General features: G+C 63.8%; 14 protein-coding genes. 9 read left to right on the forward strand and 5 right to left on the reverse strand.

Annotated features, from left to right (window positions below):
• Nucleotides 1-75: 75 nt before the first annotated feature.
• The 3 genes from purD (at nt 76) to FIV38_RS04170 (ending at nt 5123) form a co-directional block, all read left to right on the forward strand.
• The gene (gene purD / locus FIV38_RS04160; protein WP_029297678.1) at nt 76-1368 is read left to right on the forward strand and encodes a phosphoribosylamine--glycine ligase; all 1293 of its coding nucleotides are present in this window, start codon (nt 76-78) and stop codon (nt 1366-1368) included.
• A 102-nt stretch (nt 1369-1470) separates the two neighbouring features.
• The gene (locus tag FIV38_RS04165; protein ID WP_029297680.1) at nt 1471-4248 is read left to right on the forward strand and encodes a hybrid sensor histidine kinase/response regulator; all 2778 of its coding nucleotides are present in this window, start codon (nt 1471-1473) and stop codon (nt 4246-4248) included.
• Nucleotides 4249-4526: 278 nt separating this feature from the next.
• Nucleotides 4527-5123, forward strand: a complete 597-nt coding sequence (locus tag FIV38_RS04170; protein ID WP_029297681.1) for a MarC family protein — start codon at nt 4527-4529, stop codon at nt 5121-5123.
• An 8-nt stretch (nt 5124-5131) separates the two neighbouring features.
• Here FIV38_RS04170 and FIV38_RS04175 read toward each other — a convergent pair whose 3' ends face one another.
• From FIV38_RS04175 to cobG, 5 genes are all read right to left on the reverse strand, one after another.
• Nucleotides 5132-5914: a hypothetical protein gene (locus FIV38_RS04175; RefSeq protein ID WP_092233159.1), complete on the reverse strand. Its 783-nt coding sequence runs from the start codon at nt 5912-5914 to the stop codon at nt 5132-5134.
• Between the two features lie 297 nt (nt 5915-6211).
• Nucleotides 6212-7849, reverse strand: coding sequence for a precorrin-3B C(17)-methyltransferase (gene cobJ / locus FIV38_RS04180; protein ID WP_092233156.1), 1638 nt, complete (start codon nt 7847-7849; stop codon nt 6212-6214).
• On the reverse strand, nt 7849-8583 hold the full coding sequence (locus FIV38_RS04185) for a precorrin-2 C(20)-methyltransferase (RefSeq protein WP_413469514.1): 735 nt from the start codon (nt 8581-8583) through the stop codon (nt 7849-7851). The genes cobJ and FIV38_RS04185 overlap by 1 nt, the downstream gene beginning before the upstream one ends.
• Nucleotides 8580-9206, reverse strand: a complete 627-nt coding sequence (locus tag FIV38_RS04190; RefSeq protein ID WP_029297694.1) for a precorrin-8X methylmutase — start codon at nt 9204-9206, stop codon at nt 8580-8582. Before FIV38_RS04190 ends, FIV38_RS04185 begins: the two co-directional genes overlap by 4 nt.
• Entirely contained in the window at nt 9199-10503 is a 1305-nt protein-coding gene (gene cobG, locus FIV38_RS04195; RefSeq protein WP_092237290.1) for a precorrin-3B synthase, read from the reverse strand. Before cobG ends, FIV38_RS04190 begins: the two co-directional genes overlap by 8 nt.
• Nucleotides 10504-10614: 111 nt before the next feature.
• On the opposite strand from cobG, the gene cbiE reads away from it, so the two are divergent.
• From cbiE to FIV38_RS04225, 6 genes are all read left to right on the forward strand, one after another.
• A complete protein-coding gene (gene cbiE, locus FIV38_RS04200; protein ID WP_092233153.1) occupies nt 10615-11820 on the forward strand; it encodes a precorrin-6y C5,15-methyltransferase (decarboxylating) subunit CbiE in 1206 nt (401 codons plus the stop codon).
• A complete protein-coding gene (locus FIV38_RS04205; protein ID WP_092233150.1) occupies nt 11817-12542 on the forward strand; it encodes a cobalt-precorrin-6A reductase in 726 nt (241 codons plus the stop codon). The genes cbiE and FIV38_RS04205 overlap by 4 nt, the downstream gene beginning before the upstream one ends.
• Before the next feature lie 115 nt (nt 12543-12657).
• Nucleotides 12658-12981: a helix-turn-helix domain-containing transcriptional regulator gene (locus tag FIV38_RS04210; protein ID WP_057958200.1), complete on the forward strand. Its 324-nt coding sequence runs from the start codon at nt 12658-12660 to the stop codon at nt 12979-12981.
• A 102-nt stretch (nt 12982-13083) separates the two neighbouring features.
• A complete protein-coding gene (locus FIV38_RS04215; RefSeq protein WP_092233147.1) occupies nt 13084-13476 on the forward strand; it encodes a DUF2946 domain-containing protein in 393 nt (130 codons plus the stop codon).
• Nucleotides 13477-13521: 45 nt separating this feature from the next.
• Nucleotides 13522-14004, forward strand: coding sequence for a copper chaperone PCu(A)C (locus FIV38_RS04220; protein ID WP_029297710.1), 483 nt, complete (start codon nt 13522-13524; stop codon nt 14002-14004).
• Between the two features lie 19 nt (nt 14005-14023).
• Complete coding sequence (locus FIV38_RS04225) at nt 14024-14446, forward strand: DUF2946 domain-containing protein (protein ID WP_092233144.1); 423 nt, start codon at nt 14024-14026, stop codon at nt 14444-14446.
• The last annotated feature ends 87 nt before the right edge of the window (nt 14447-14533 follow it).

Consider the following 14533-nt stretch of genomic DNA (forward strand, 5'->3'; position numbering starts at 1 on the left):
ACCGCTTTCGCGAGCAAGCCCGCTCCCACATTTTAAAGCGCTCCTGCAGCGCCTACAGAATTCGAGGTTCTTGAAATGAATGTTTTGATCATTGGCAGCGGTGGCCGTGAACACGCACTGGCCTGGAAAGTCGCCCAAGACCCACGCGTGCAGAAAGTATTCGTGGCCCCCGGCAACGCCGGTACCGCCATTGAAGCCAAGTGCGAAAACGTCGCCATCGACGTATTGGCCCTTGAGCAACTGGCCGACTTTGCGCAAAAGAACGTGTCGCTGACCATCGTCGGCCCGGAAGTACCGCTGGTGGCGGGCGTCGTGGACCTGTTCCGCAGCCGTGGCCTGGACTGCTTCGGCCCGACTGCGGGCGCGGCCCAGCTGGAAGGCTCGAAAGCCTTCACCAAGGATTTCCTGGCTCGCCACAAGATCCCGACCGCCGACTACCAGAACTTCACCGAGATCGAGCCGGCCCTGGCTTACCTGCGTGAAAAAGGCGCACCGATCGTGATCAAGGCCGATGGCCTGGCCGCCGGTAAAGGCGTGATCGTGGCGATGACCCTGCAGGAAGCCGAAGACGCCGTGCGCGACATGCTCGCCGGCAATGCCTTCGGTGACGCGGGTTCGCGCGTGGTGATCGAAGAATTCCTCGACGGCGAAGAAGCCAGCTTCATCGTGATGGTCGACGGCAAGAACGTCTTGCCGATGGCTACCAGCCAGGACCACAAGCGCGTCGGCGACGGCGATACCGGCCCGAACACCGGTGGCATGGGTGCCTACTCCCCTGCCCCGGTGGTCACCGCCCAGGTGCACCAGCGCGTGATGGACCTGGTGATCTGGCCGACCGTGCGTGGCATGGCCGATGAAGGCAATGTCTACACCGGCTTCCTGTACGCGGGCCTGATGATCGACAAGGCCGGCAACCCGAAAGTCATCGAGTTCAACTGCCGCTTCGGCGACCCGGAAACCCAACCGGTGATGCTGCGCCTGCAGTCGAGCCTGGTGCTGCTGGTGGAAGCCGCCCTGGCCCAGGCCCTGGACAAGGTTGAAGCACAGTGGGATCCACGTCCGAGCGTTGGCATTGTGCTGGCGGCCGGTGGTTACCCTGCCGACTACGCCAAGGGTGATGTGATCCAGGGCCTGGATGCGGCCGCTACACTCGAAGGCAAGGTGTTCCACGCCGGTACCGCGCTCAAGGACGGCCAGGTCGTCACCGCCGGTGGCCGTGTACTCTGCGCCACGGCCATGGGCGCCAGTGTCGATGCCGCCCAGCAGCAAGCGTACAAGCTGGCCGCCAAGATCGACTGGCAGGGCTGCTTCTACCGCAAGGACATCGGCTACCGTGCCATTGCCCGTGAGCGCGGCGAAGATCAGTAACCAGCTATCCGTTCGGCTAGGCAAGGGCCTTTGGCCCTTGCCGTCCTATTGCGGTCCCGCGCATAGTTAACCCCGTGCATCAACCTACGAAGGGATTTCGCCGTGCGCTGGCTCAGGATCGCCATAGTTTTTACTGTCAGCCTGCTGACCTTGCTCTGCCTGTTGCCGGCCCAGGCCGTCGCGCAAGGCAGTGGCTGGGCCGTATTACTCGATGAACAGGCCGACCTGCAACTGAGCGACATTCGCTCCCCCCGCTACAACAACCAATTTAGCCCCATCGAACTGGACCGGATCACCGCCGCCGAGCCCAATGGCGCGCTGTGGGTACGTTTCAGGCTGCAACCGGGCAAGCACGAGCAAGTGCTGCGGGTATTCGCGCCGGACCTGGCGCACCTCAACCTGTATGTGCTGGACGGCGACACGCTGATCGAGCAAGTGAATACCGGCACCCGCCAACCCCAGGCTGAACGTCCGCTGCCGAGCAGCGACTTCATGCTACCCATGCCCCAGAGCCAGAAACCCCTGGATGTGTATGTGCGCCTGGTCTCGGAGCACGAACTGCGGCCGTACCTGACCCTGGAACCGGCCGTGATGGCTGCCGCCAACCAGACCCAGACCCTGGTCTATGGCCTGCTGTTCGGCTGCCTGCTGATGCTGATCCTGCACAACCTTACCCGCTACGCCTACCATCGTTCGCGCAGCAGCCTGTGGCTGGCGGCCTGCGAAGTGCTGCTGTTGCTCAGCCTGTTGCTGCTGCTCAACCTGCTGGGCCCCTGGCTGCCGAACTGGCACGCCCTGCAAACGCCGGGCGCCTATATGGCGTTGCTGCTGACCGCGCCGTGCGGCTTGATGTTCGCCTATCGCTTCTTCGCGCCACTGGGCCCGCACCCGCTGAACAAGCTGCTGATGGCCGATATCCTGCTGATCGTCCTGTGCGGCCTGTTACTGCTGTTCGTCAACACCCTGCCGCTGAACATCATCACCTATGCCCTGGTGGCACTGGCCGGCCTGAGCATGCTGTTTGTCTCGGCCTACCACTGGCAAAAAGGCTACCGGCCTGCACGCTTGTTCTTGCTCGCCATGGTGGTGTTCAACACTGGCACGCTGATTATCCTCCCGGCCCTGCTGGGCCTGACCCTGGTGGCCCCGCAAGGTCTGATCATTACCCTGCTGGCGGTGATCTGCGTCAGCGGCCTGTTGATGAGCCAGGCCCTGGGCGAGCGCCAGCGCAGCATCGTCGAGGATCGCTTCAGCCTCAGCCGCGACCTGGCGGCCAGCAACGCCGAGATCGCAGCCAAGGCCGAGTTCCTGGCGAAGATCAGCCATGAAATCCGCACGCCCATGAACGGCGTACTGGGCATGACCGAATTGCTGTTGGGCACGCCTTTGTCGGTCAAGCAGCGTGACTACGTGCAGACCATCCACAGCGCCGGCAATGAACTGCTGACCCTGATCAACGAGATTCTCGACATTTCCAAGCTCGAGTCCGGGCAGATTGAACTGGACGACGTGCAGTTCGACCTCAATGCCCTGATCGAAGACTGCCTGAGTATTTTCCGCGCCAAGGCCGAGCAGCAGAACGTCGAGTTGATCAGCTTTATCCAACCCCAGGTGCCACGGGTCATCAGCGGCGACCCGACACGCCTGCGCCAGGCCCTGCTGAGCCTGCTGGAAAATGCCCTGCAAAAGACCGACGAAGGCGAAGTGCTGATCGTGGTCGCCCTGGATGAACGCAGCAGCAAACCGCGCCTGCGCATCGCCGTGCAAGACAGCGGCCTGCCAATGGAAGCCGCCGAGCGCGACGCCCTGCTGCACAGCGAACTGCACAGCAAGAATTTCCTGTCGGCCACCCGCCTGAGCGGCCACCTCGGCTTGGTGATCGCCCGCCAACTGATCCTGCTGATGAATGGCGAGTTCGGCATCAAGGCCGGCAGCCAGCAAGGCAGCACCCTGTGGCTGACCTTGCCGCTGGACCCCGAGCGCCTGGAGCACCCGACCTCCGATCTCGACGGCCCGCTGCAAGGCGCGCGGGTGTTGGTGGTGGACGACAACGACACCTGCCGCAAGGTGTTGGTGCAGCAATGCACCGCCTGGGGCCTGAACGTCAGCGCCGTGCCATCGGGCAAGGAAGCCCTGGCCCTGCTGCGCACCAAGGCGCACCTGCGCGACTATTTCGACGTGGTGCTGCTGGACCAGAACATGCCCGGCATGACCGGCATGCAACTGGCGGCGAAGATCAAGGAAGACCCGAGCCTGAACCACGACATCCTGCTGATCATGCTCACCGGCATCAGCAATGCACCGAGCAAGATCATCGCGCGCAACTGCGGGATCAAACGCATCCTGGCCAAGCCGGTTGCGGGCTACACCCTCAAGACCACCCTGGCCGACGAACTGACCCAGCGCAGCAAAGGCGTGGTCCAACCCCGCCACATCGCGCCGAACGTTCCTGTGGCAGTCACCGTGCCCAGTGATTTCCGCATCCTGGTGGCCGAAGACAACAGCATCTCCACCAAAGTGATTCGCGGCATGCTCGGCAAGCTCAACCTGCAACCCGATACCGCCAGCAATGGCGAGGAAGCCTTGCAGGCGATGAAGGCCCAGCGTTACGACCTGGTATTGATGGACTGCGAAATGCCGATCCTCGATGGCTTCTCTGCGACCCAACAGCTGCGGGTCTGGGAAGTCAGCAACCAGCGCACCCGCACGCCGGTGGTGGCACTGACCGCGCACATTCTATCGGAACACAAGGAACGCGCACGCCAGGCCGGGATGGATGGGCATATGGCCAAGCCGGTGGAGTTGTCGCAACTGCGCGAACTGGTTGAATACTGGGTGACACAGCGCGAGCAGCCGGCGGAGCAGGCGCACACCTCCTGAGGCAAGGAGGCTCCCTGTGGCGAGGGGGCTTGTCCCCCGCTGGGCTGCGAAGCGGCCCTAAAACCTGCTATCCGGATTTAACTGAAAGAACTCAGTGAGGCGGGTGAGGCCGCTTCGCAGCCCAGCGGGGGACAAGCCCCCTCGCCACAAAAAGCCCACTTTCCACAGAAAGCCCCTAGCCACAAAAAGTCCACTCTCCACAGAAAGCCCCCTAGCCACAGAAAGCCCACAAGCCTGATAGACTCCCCCTCGCCCTTCCTTCGCTGTGAGCTTCCACCATGCTCCATGTGTTGTTCAGCGTTTATTTGAAGATGCTGGTGCTGTATAGCCCCTTCTTTGTCCTCTCCTGCTTTATCAGCCTGACCCGCGGCTATTCCAGCAAGGAACGGCGGCGCCTGGCCTGGAAGGTCGCTTTGGCGACGCTGGTGTCGAGCGTGTTGCTCTACCTGTTTGGCCGGGTGATTTTCAGTGTGTTTGGCATCACCGTGGATGCCTTCCGCATCGGCGCCGGCAGTGTGTTGTTCATTTCAGCCCTGGGCATGGCCCAAGGCAAGTCAGCGGTACAGACCGACAATGTGCAGCAGGACGTGACCATCGTCCCCCTGACCATTCCCCTGACTGTCGGCCCGGGCACCATCGGCGCGCTGCTGGTGATGGGGGTCAGCCAGCCCCATTGGGACGACAAGTTCATGGCGATTCTCAGCATTGCCCTGGCCAGCCTGACCGTAGGCGTGGTGCTGTACCTGTCCAATCGGATCGAACGCATCCTCGGTGACCAGGGCCTGCAGATTGTCAGCCGCTTGATGGGCCTGTTCGTGTGCGCGCTGGCCGCGCAGATCATTTTTACCGGGATACGCGGTTATCTGGTGCCCTGAAGCAGCGGTCAAATCCGGTATTGGGCAATGGCCTGCAAGACCTTGTCGCCTGCACTCCTGCGCAACTGCTTGAGGGTTGCCTCGTTGACCACCGCCGGGTTGAGCATCAGGCAGGTCTGACCACTGAAGGCTTCGACCGTGGAGCTGTCCCATTCAAAAAACGGGACACCCAGTTTCTTGCTGACGCCATGGGCGCTGTAGGTCACCAAAATCATCAGCACTTCGCCATCGACTTCAGAGCAGGACGCCAGGCCAAAGTCACCGCCTTCATGGGTGACAATGTTGCGCTTGAACAGATCAAACGGCGCCGCCTGCTGCTTCAGCGCGTCGAAGGCGTCCGCCGCCAACTTGGGCAGCGCCATGGCCAACGGGCCCGCAAGGGACGTCGAAGCCACGGTGGACGAGATGATGTTGAGCGCCGCCATCTGCACCGTCAGGCCTTTCCTGGAGGTCGTCACCCGCTCAAAACTGCTGCGTATCGGCAACCACCCCAGGCTGGTCATGACCTTGATGAACTCGTCATACCAGGCCTGGCTGCCGCGCGTCACGTTCAGCACGTCACTCACATAGCTGCTGGCCAACAGGTAGCTCTTGCGGGTGTATTCCTTGTTGAGATGGCTCATGCCCGCGACAAACGAGAACACACTGTTGTTAATCACCGCGCCATTGAGGTCGACCTGCGCCTCGGCGGGCAAAGGGCCCCCCGACGACTGCGCGCTCTCCGGTAAACGGTAAGTGGCAATCAACTTGCTCTTTTTCGCCATATTGATTCGTTTATGTTTTCGCTCCATGAATGTTTCTCCACAAAAACCCACACGGGTCTACTGCCAACACTAGCCGGCCCAGGCGTTTTTTTCAGGGGCCCGGGCAGCGCCGAATGCGGTGGGCAAAAAGCACCTGCCAGCGCCAGCTCCCGCAAACACTGGGGAGGGCGCCAAGCCTGATAAAGCGCAGGTTTGCTTCTGTAGCGATAAGGTGAGAAACCGTGGCTGGCGTGTCGAAACAGCCCCATCGGATAGGGAAACGTCATCGCCGGGAGTTGGTCTTTTCCTACCCGTCAGCGGCCCCATTGCGGGGCCGCTGTTGCATCAGGAGAGCGGTTTTTCACCGTACCAGCGTGGCGTGTACACCCACTCGCCACCGCCCAGCCGAGGGAACGCACAGGTGGTGGACGAACCGATCAGCACCATGGTGCGCATGTCCACCTGGTCCGGTGTCAGTTGGCCCAAGGTGAGGGTGCGCAGCGTCTGCCCAGGACGACCAATATCCCGCCCCAACACCACCGGTGTTGCCGCATTGCGGTGCTGGGCGACGATTTCCAGGGCGCGCCCCAGTTGCCATGGGCGCGAACGGGAGATGGGGTTGTAGAACGCCAGGGCCAGGTCGGCCTGGCATGCCAGGTCCAGGCGTTTTTCGATGATGGACCAAGGCTTGAGGTTGTCCGACAGCGACATCACGCAGAAGTCATGCCCCAGCGGTGCACCCGCCTGGGCTGCAGTGGCGAGGGAGGCCGAGACCCCCGGCAGGATTTCCAGCTCGACCCGCTGCCAGGCCGGGTCGCTGGACTCATGCAACGCCTCCAGCACCGCCGCCGCCATGGCGAATACGCCAGGGTCGCCAGAAGACACCACCACCACCGAACGCCCCTGGGCCGCCAGCTCGAAGGCGTGCCGCGCCCGCTGCATTTCTTCACGGTTGTCGGTGCAGTGCTGCACTTGGTCGGCGCGAAACGGCCCGGCCATGCGCACATAGGTTTCGTAGCCCAGCACATCGGTGCAACGCGCCAGTTCAGCCTTGACCGCCGGCACCATCAGTTCGGCAGCGCCGGGGCCCAGGCCGATCACGGCGAGACGGCCACGGGGGCGGCCCAGTTGCGCCAGGTCTACCGGCGCAGCAGCGCCATGGATGACGATATCCGGCCCGGCAGCCAGCGTCGTAAACCGTAGTGGCACACCCAGTTCCAGCGCAGCTTCCTGCAATTGGCCGCTGGCCATGTCGGCATCGTCGGCCAACAGGCACGCCAGCGACTGCACAGCGATGCCGTCCTGCTGTAACGCCTGGCGAACCCGTGAAGCCAGTTCGGCGCCCGGGCGGCAGGCGACCCAGGTGTTCTTCGGATAGATCAGCAGCTCATTGGCCGCCGGCACACGTTCGGCGCTGCCCACATGAATGCTCAGGCGCGCCTGCTGGTCCTGCGCCAGATTAGCCTGCTCCAGCCACGGCGCCGCGCCTTCGATACGCACTTGCTCACCGGCCAGCAGGTCCGAGACAAAGCGCTTGCCCAGCTCCAGGTCGGCCAGTTGATAGCCCTGGGGCGGGTTGAGCAGGCAGGTGCCAAAGCGCAGCTCGCCACTGGTGGTGATCGCGGCCGCCACACCCAGGGCCGCCGCGATTTCCCGCGCCATGCCATTGACCCCACCCAAGCCACCGAGCAACGGCACCACCGCGCTGCCGTCTTCGGCAACCGCCAGTACCGCCGGCTCTTCGCCTTTTTCCAGCAACAGCGCGGCCAACGTGCGGATCACAATGCCTGCCGCGCACAGGGCAATGATCGGCGTGCCCTGCTGATACAACTGGCGCAGGGTCGCGCCAAACTCACTGTAGGTCTGGTCGGCGCCTTCCACCCGACCGGCCAAGCCGTGGATCTGCGCGCCGGGGTATACCTGCTGGATGCTGCGAGCCGTGGCCAGGCTGCCCTGGCCGAGGATTACGATCGCCGGCGTCATCACCCTTGCCACCTTTCGCCCGGCACGATGATCAACGAGAAATACGGCGACGACATCGGCTCGACCTGATCCAGCGCGACGATTTTCTGGTTGGCCATGGTCGCGCGCTCGACATACAGCGCACGCCCGGCCAGCCCCAGTTCCTCAAGCACCTGGCGCACCTTGGTGAAGTTGCGCCCCAGCTTCATGATCACTGCCGCATCGGCATCCGCCAGGCGCCGCTTGAGCTCGTCATGGGGCAGCACCCCGGACAGTACCGACAGGCTCTGGTTGCGATACACCAACGGCGCGCCCAGCACCGAAGCGCCGCCGAGCATCGAGCACACGCCGGGGATGACCTGGGCGTCGTAGCGCTCGGCGAGGCGGTCATGCAGGTACATGTAGGAGCCGTAGAAGAACGGGTCGCCTTCGCAGATCACCGCCACATCACGCCCGGCATCCAGGTGCGCGGCCACGTCGACACTGGCGGCGTCATAGAAATCGCTGACCACCTGCTCATAGGACAGCGGCGCCGGCAAGGCTTCGGTGGTCACCGGGTACACCAGCGGCATCAGCGTCTGCTGGGGCACCAGGTGCTCTTCGATAATGCCAAACGCATTGCCCTTCTTGCCCTTGGCGACGAAGTACGCCACCACCGGCGATTCGCGCAGCAGGCGCAGGGCCTTGAGGGTGATCAGTTCCGGGTCGCCGGGGCCGACGCCCAGGCCGATCAAACGTCCACGCGCCTGCATCATTCGACCTCCGTGGCCAGGGCGTTGACCGCCGCAGCGGCCATCGCACTGCCGCCCAGACGGCCCTGCATGATCACAAAGGGCACGCCACGGCTGTCGGCGGCGAGCATCGCCTTGGACTCGGCGGCGCCGACAAAACCTACCGGGAAACCGAGGATCAGCGCCGGCTTGGGCGCGCCGGCGTCGAGCATTTCCAGCAGGTAGAACAGGGCGGTAGGCGCATTGCCGATCACCACCACACTGCCGGCAAGATGCGGGCGCCACAGTTCCAGGGCGGCAGCGGAACGGGTGTTGCCCAACTCGCGCGCCAACTGCGGCACGCTGTCGTCGCGCAACGTGCAGATCACTGGGTTGTTGGCCGGCAGGCGGGCCCGGGTCACCCCTTCAGAAACCATCCGCGCATCACACAGGATCGGCGCGCCAGCGGCCAGGGCCTCACGGCCGGCCTTGCCGGCGCCTTCGGAGAACTGCAGACCGTCGATCGCCTCGACCATGCCGCAGGCGTGAATCACCCGCACGGCGAGTTTTTCCAGGTCGGCCGGGATGCGATCAAGCTTGGCCTCTGCGCGAATGATCGCAAAGGAGTTGCGATAGATCTCCTGACCGTCGCGGATGTAATCAATCATCGGTGTTGCTCCGTGGACGGGCACGCAACACGGCGCCCGCCGCTTCAATAGAAAGGTTGTGCGCGTGCAGGCGGCCGAAACCCGGCTGGCCTGCATCGCGAAAATAGAGGTCGTAGTGCCCAACGCCCACCGCCAGCAAGGTGACCGGGGCAATGTGCGCCGCAGCGCAGGTGCGCGGGCAGCCGGACAGGTGCACGTCCAGGCCCTGGCCGTGGTCCTGGAGCAGCGTGGCCAGGTGCAAGGCATCGGCCTTGGTGTCGGCCTGGGCCTTGGCGCAGCCGCTGGAACCGGTGCAGGCAATCATCCGCGCCAGGGCCTGGTCGGCCGAACACAGGAAGCCCAACTGCGCCAGGCCTTCAGTCACGCGTGGGGCTGCGTGCGGCGCCAGGTTGGGTAGCAACAGGCCTTGCCACGGGGTGAAGCGTAATGTGCCGTCGCCACATTCGAGGGCCAGTTGCGCAGCGCCCCGCAGCATGGCTGGGTCCAGCCGGCCCAATGGCGTGACTGCGGCCACGTAGACCCGCTCGGGTTGGCGCTGTGGATAAGTCCCCAGGCGCAAGCGGCTCGCAGTGGTGCGACGACGATAGCCATCGGCGGGGAGCAAGGGCAGGTTCAAACGCCCGACAAAGTTATCCACAGACGTTTGCGCCAGCAGGTCGCGCATGCGGTTCTGGTCGGGCCGGGCCAGGTCGAGAAACAGCTCCAGCACTGCGACGACCAGGTCATGCCCCTGATCCACGCGGACCGCGGCCAGCGGCAGGTCGCGCGCGGGGCAACCGGCCAGGCCGAACGCCAACAAGGTCTGGCCCTGCGCGGCATAGGCCGATAACCACAGGTCGTGATGATGGTCGAGCATCGCCAGGGCTTCACCGCCATCCAGTTGCACGGCGAACTTGGCCGACAACTCATGAAACCGTGGATGGGCTTGCAGGGTGGCGAGGATCTGGTCCGCCAGGGGCCGGGTGTCCAGCAGCATCGCGCGGTCGATACCAGCGCCGGGGCTGAGCATCACATTGCGTACGTCATCGCCGCCGGCGGTGGTCGGGCCCAAGCCTGCAGCCAGCAGGTGCGTGATCAAGCCATCATGCTGCGGGCCAATGCCGCGAATCTGCAGGTTGGCGCGGTTGGTCGCCTCGATCACCCCGCCGGCGTAAGCCTGCGCGGCGTGCGCCACGGCCAAGGCCTGCGCAGCGGTGATGGCCCCACCGGCCAATTTGATCCGGCAAATCCCGCCATCCAACGCCTGGACAATACGCAGCAACCCCGGGCAACCCGAGGGGCGTTTGCTATTGGACAGAGGAAGTGGCTTCACGGGGGCTACCGGTTCACGGGTAAAGGCGCGGTATTATGCCTGCTTTGTCCGGCAGCATGAAAAGCCTGCCCGTCGGATGTCGTTCAAGGAATCAATATGTCGCCCTGGCTGACGGTAGTAGGCATCGGTGAAGACGGCTTCAAGGGCCTGGGCAGGAATGCCCGGCATGCTCTGTTGCGCGCCTCTCGTATCATTGGCGGCCAGCGCCAGCTGGATTTGCTGCCGGTGTGCATTCGTGCTGAGCGCGAGTTGTGGCCCAGCCCGTTTTCCCTGGCGCCGCTGCTGGCGCGGCGCTTTGAACCGATATGCGTGCTGGCCAGTGGCGACCCGATGTTCTACGGCGTCGGCGCCAGCCTGGCACGGCAGGTGGCGGCGGATGAACTGTTGATCCTGCCGGCGCCCTCTTCCGTGTCGCTGGCGGCGGCACGTTTGGGCTGGCCGCTGCAGGATGCGGTGACGCTGTCGGTAGTCGCCCGCCCGGTGGCTGCGCTCAATGCCCATCTGGCCAGCGGTGTGCGCTTGCTGGTGTTGAGCAACGACGGCCAGAGCCCGGCCGCTATCGCCGCCATGTTGCGCAGCAGCGGTTTTGGCCCGAGCCGCCTGAGTGTGTTTGAACACCTCGGTGGCAGCGCTGAACGGCGCATCGATGGCAACGCCGAAAGCTGGCAGGACCCGCCGATTGCCGCGCTGAACCTGATCGCCATCGACTGCCTCGCCGACGCCAATACCCCGCGCCTGTCGCGCCTGGCCGGCCTGCCGGATGCGGCCTTCAAGCATGACGGCCAACTGACCAAGCGCGATGTGCGAGCCATGACCCTCGCGCGCCTTGCCCCCGCCCCCGGCGAATTGCTTTGGGACGTCGGCGCGGGCAGCGGCTCCATCGGCATCGAATGGATGCGCGCCCACCCCAGCTGCCGCGCCCTGGCGATTGAAGCCGACGCCGGCCGCCAGCAGTTGATCGAACACAACCGCGATGCCCTCGGCGTGCCCGGCCTGCATTTGATTCGCGGCAGCGCACCCCAGGCCCTTGCGGGGCTGGAAGCGCCCGATGCGATCTTCATCGGCGGCGGTGTGACCCGCGACGGCGTGCTCGACACCTGCTGGCAACACCTGCGCCCGGGTGGGCGACTGGTGGCCAATGCCGTGACCCTGCAAAGCGAAATGACCCTGATGAGCTGGCGCGCACAACACGGCGGCGAACTGACCCGCATCCATGTGGCCCAGGCCCAGCCCCTGGGCGAGTTCGACACCTGGCGCCAGGCGCTGCCCATCACCCTGCTGGAAGTGATCAAGCCGCTATGAAGCGCATCCTGCTGCTAGGCGGCGTGACTGAAGCCCTGGCCATCGCCCGCACCCTGGGCCCGCACCATATCTACAGCCTGGCCGGGATCGGCCGGGTGCCCACCGACCTGGCATGCCAGGTACGCGTCGGCGGTTACGGCGGTGCCGAGGGGCTGGCGCAGTTTGTCCGCGCCGAGCACATCAGCCTGATCCTCGACGCCACCCACCCCTACGCCGCACAGATCAGCGCCAACGCCGCCCAGGCCGCACAAAGGTGCAATATCCCCTGCTGGGCCCTGCGCCGCCCCGCCTGGCAGCCACAACCTGGCGATGACTGGCGCGGAGTGCGCGACTGGGCCGGGCTGATCGAGGCCTTGCAACCCTTCCAGCGCCCGTTGTTCACCCTGGGCCGCGAACCGCTGCAACACCTCGACGAAATCCCCGCCGGGCAGTTCTGGACCTTGCGCGCACTGGACACCTACCCCGGCAACGAACGCTGCGAAGTGATCGGCGCCCGCGGCCCGTTTTTGCTCGCGGATGAACGGGCGTTGTTCGAACGACGACAGATCGATGTCTTGATCAGCAAGAACAGCGGCAGCAGCGCCACCGAACCCAAGCTGGAAGTGGCCCGCGAGCGCGGTGTACCGGTGCTGATATTGCAGCGGCCGGTGTTGGCGGGGGTGGATCGGGAGTTTTTGACGCCCCAAGAAACACTCACAGCGTTGGCAAGTTTCACTCAATAAGTCAGGATCGCCCGCTTGCTTGATTAGTAACCTATTTGTTACCTTCGAGGCGGGCGATGATTGAGATTGAGGAATATAAACGCGACAAAAAACTGGAACAAAAGAGGTAGCCAGCATGGCACTTACCCGCAGTTATAAACTCACGATTGCCGAAGCCGCCCAGCGCGACCCAGAGTTTGCCCAGGCACTCCTCGATGAGGCTGCTACGCTATTTCTCAACGGCGAACCCGAATTGTCCCGCATCATTCTGCGCGACCTGGTCAACGCCACTGTTGGTTTTGAGAGTTTGGCAAAAGAGACGGCCAAACCGAGCAAAAGCTTGCACCGTATGCTTTCGGCCCATGGCAACCCCAGCATGGATAACCTGGCGGCGATATTTGCGGTACTCCGAAAGGGGCTTGGCGTCGATATGCAGGTGCATGGCGTTCCCGTCGCATAACTTGACATCACTGCGACACCAAACCACACCGCCACTTTTTACTTATGCCCCCCGATCAGGCTAAATACCTACCTGATCGCTTAACCCTACGGATTGTCCGCCATGGCCCGTCAACGCTTTGCATTTGCCTGGATCGCCTGCCTTGCAGTGCTGTTCAACGCGTTTGCCATGCCGATGGCCGGGGCGATGCAGCAGGGTCAGAGCCCTGCCGAGCAATTGCTGTGGGGCAGTTTCTGCTCCTCCAATGGCAGCAAGCTGGTGGCGATCTCCCTGGGCAAGCTGGATATACCGGCGCCGCAGCAGGACGAGCATTCCTCCATGCAGCATTGCTGGTGCTGCTCCGGCTCGCCGCCGCTGCTGGCACTGGGGCATGTGCCGCAGTTGTATCTCACACGGATCGATCCGGCCCCTGGCCTGCCATCACCCACCCTGCAAGCCCCGACTCCGCGCCAGCAATGGCCGAGCCTAAACCCCCGCGCCTCTCCTGTCGTTTGATCACTTCGCAATTGAACTGCGTTTGAATCGTTCTGGAGAACTGCCATGCTCAAATCTTCCCTGCTTCTGGCGGCCTTGCTGCTGCCTGTGTTCAGTGCCGCCAATGCCGAGGACTACAAGGCCGGCGACCTGCTGGTCAGCGATCCCTGGTCCCAGGAGTTGCCGCCCAATGCGCCGACGGTGGCCGCGTACTTTGTGATCCATAACCAGGGTGAAGCCCCGGACCGCCTGCTCAGCGTCGATACGCCAGTGGCGGCCAAGGCCGAGCTGCATGAACACGTCATGCAGGGCGACTTGATGAAAATGCAACAGGTGCCCAGCGTGGCCGTGCCGCCCAAGGGCGAGTTGACCTTCGCACCGATGGCCTATCACGTGATGCTCCTGGACCTGAAGGATCGCAGCCAGTTGCGCGACGGCCAGCACTTCCCCCTGACCCTGAACTTCGAAAAGGCCGGGCCAGTAAAAGTGGAAGTCTCGGTACAAAAAGTACCGCCGATGGCCGGCCACGAGCAAAAGCACGCCCATTAACCACCCCAGGCCGCTCCCCATGGGTGCTTCCGCCAACAGGTCAACCACGCGCCGTCGCCAGCCCTTGAGGCTGGCCCGCGGCAGCTGGATCAGCCTGTTCGCCATGCTGATGATCTTTATCGGACCGCTGATTTCCCAAGCGATGCCGATGGATCATCACGCCGGCATGTCCATGCAGATGTCCATGGACGACACCTGCCACGCCGCGCCAAAGCATCCCGCCGAGCACACCAAGACTCCCGCCGCCGACCACGTCATGTGGGAGAAATGCGGCTATTGCAGCCTGTTGTTCAGTTGCCCGGCCCTGCCGGGCAGTGTTTCATTCGTGGCCCTTGGCACCCCACCACCGGCCAACGCCCTCACCCCTGCAACGCGCCTGGGCCATGCCCGGCAGAGCATTTTCCCTGGCGCGCGCAGCCGCGCCCCGCCCAGCCAGTCGTAAACCGCCAATCACACACAACTTCGCACGGCCGCCTTCACACAGACAGCCGCAGGCTGCTGGCCGTGTTGTTTACGACTGACTGATGGA

This window comes from Pseudomonas proteolytica (assembly GCF_007858275.1).
Taxonomy (GTDB): Bacteria; Pseudomonadota; Gammaproteobacteria; order Pseudomonadales; family Pseudomonadaceae; genus Aquipseudomonas; species Aquipseudomonas proteolytica.

What these genes read in the sequence shown, in the direction of transcription:
- FIV38_RS04170 (WP_029297681.1), top strand. Translation starts at nt 4,527, where the DNA reads ATGCTCCATGTGTTGTTCAGCGTTTATTTGAAGATGCTGGTGCTGTAT.
- FIV38_RS04185 (WP_413469514.1), bottom strand. Translation starts at nt 8,583, where the DNA reads ATGATGCAGGCGCGTGGACGTTTGATCGGCCTGGGCGTCGGCCCCGGC.
- FIV38_RS04225 (WP_092233144.1), top strand. Translation starts at nt 14,024, where the DNA reads ATGGGTGCTTCCGCCAACAGGTCAACCACGCGCCGTCGCCAGCCCTTG.
- purD (WP_029297678.1), top strand. Translation starts at nt 76, where the DNA reads ATGAATGTTTTGATCATTGGCAGCGGTGGCCGTGAACACGCACTGGCC.
- cobJ (WP_092233156.1), bottom strand. Translation starts at nt 7,849, where the DNA reads ATGACGCCGGCGATCGTAATCCTCGGCCAGGGCAGCCTGGCCACGGCT.
- FIV38_RS04175 (WP_092233159.1), bottom strand. Translation starts at nt 5,914, where the DNA reads ATGGAGCGAAAACATAAACGAATCAATATGGCGAAAAAGAGCAAGTTG.
- FIV38_RS04220 (WP_029297710.1), top strand. Translation starts at nt 13,522, where the DNA reads ATGCTCAAATCTTCCCTGCTTCTGGCGGCCTTGCTGCTGCCTGTGTTC.
- FIV38_RS04205 (WP_092233150.1), top strand. Translation starts at nt 11,817, where the DNA reads ATGAAGCGCATCCTGCTGCTAGGCGGCGTGACTGAAGCCCTGGCCATC.
- FIV38_RS04190 (WP_029297694.1), bottom strand. Translation starts at nt 9,206, where the DNA reads ATGATTGATTACATCCGCGACGGTCAGGAGATCTATCGCAACTCCTTT.
- cbiE (WP_092233153.1), top strand. Translation starts at nt 10,615, where the DNA reads ATGTCGCCCTGGCTGACGGTAGTAGGCATCGGTGAAGACGGCTTCAAG.
- FIV38_RS04210 (WP_057958200.1), top strand. Translation starts at nt 12,658, where the DNA reads ATGGCACTTACCCGCAGTTATAAACTCACGATTGCCGAAGCCGCCCAG.
- FIV38_RS04215 (WP_092233147.1), top strand. Translation starts at nt 13,084, where the DNA reads ATGGCCCGTCAACGCTTTGCATTTGCCTGGATCGCCTGCCTTGCAGTG.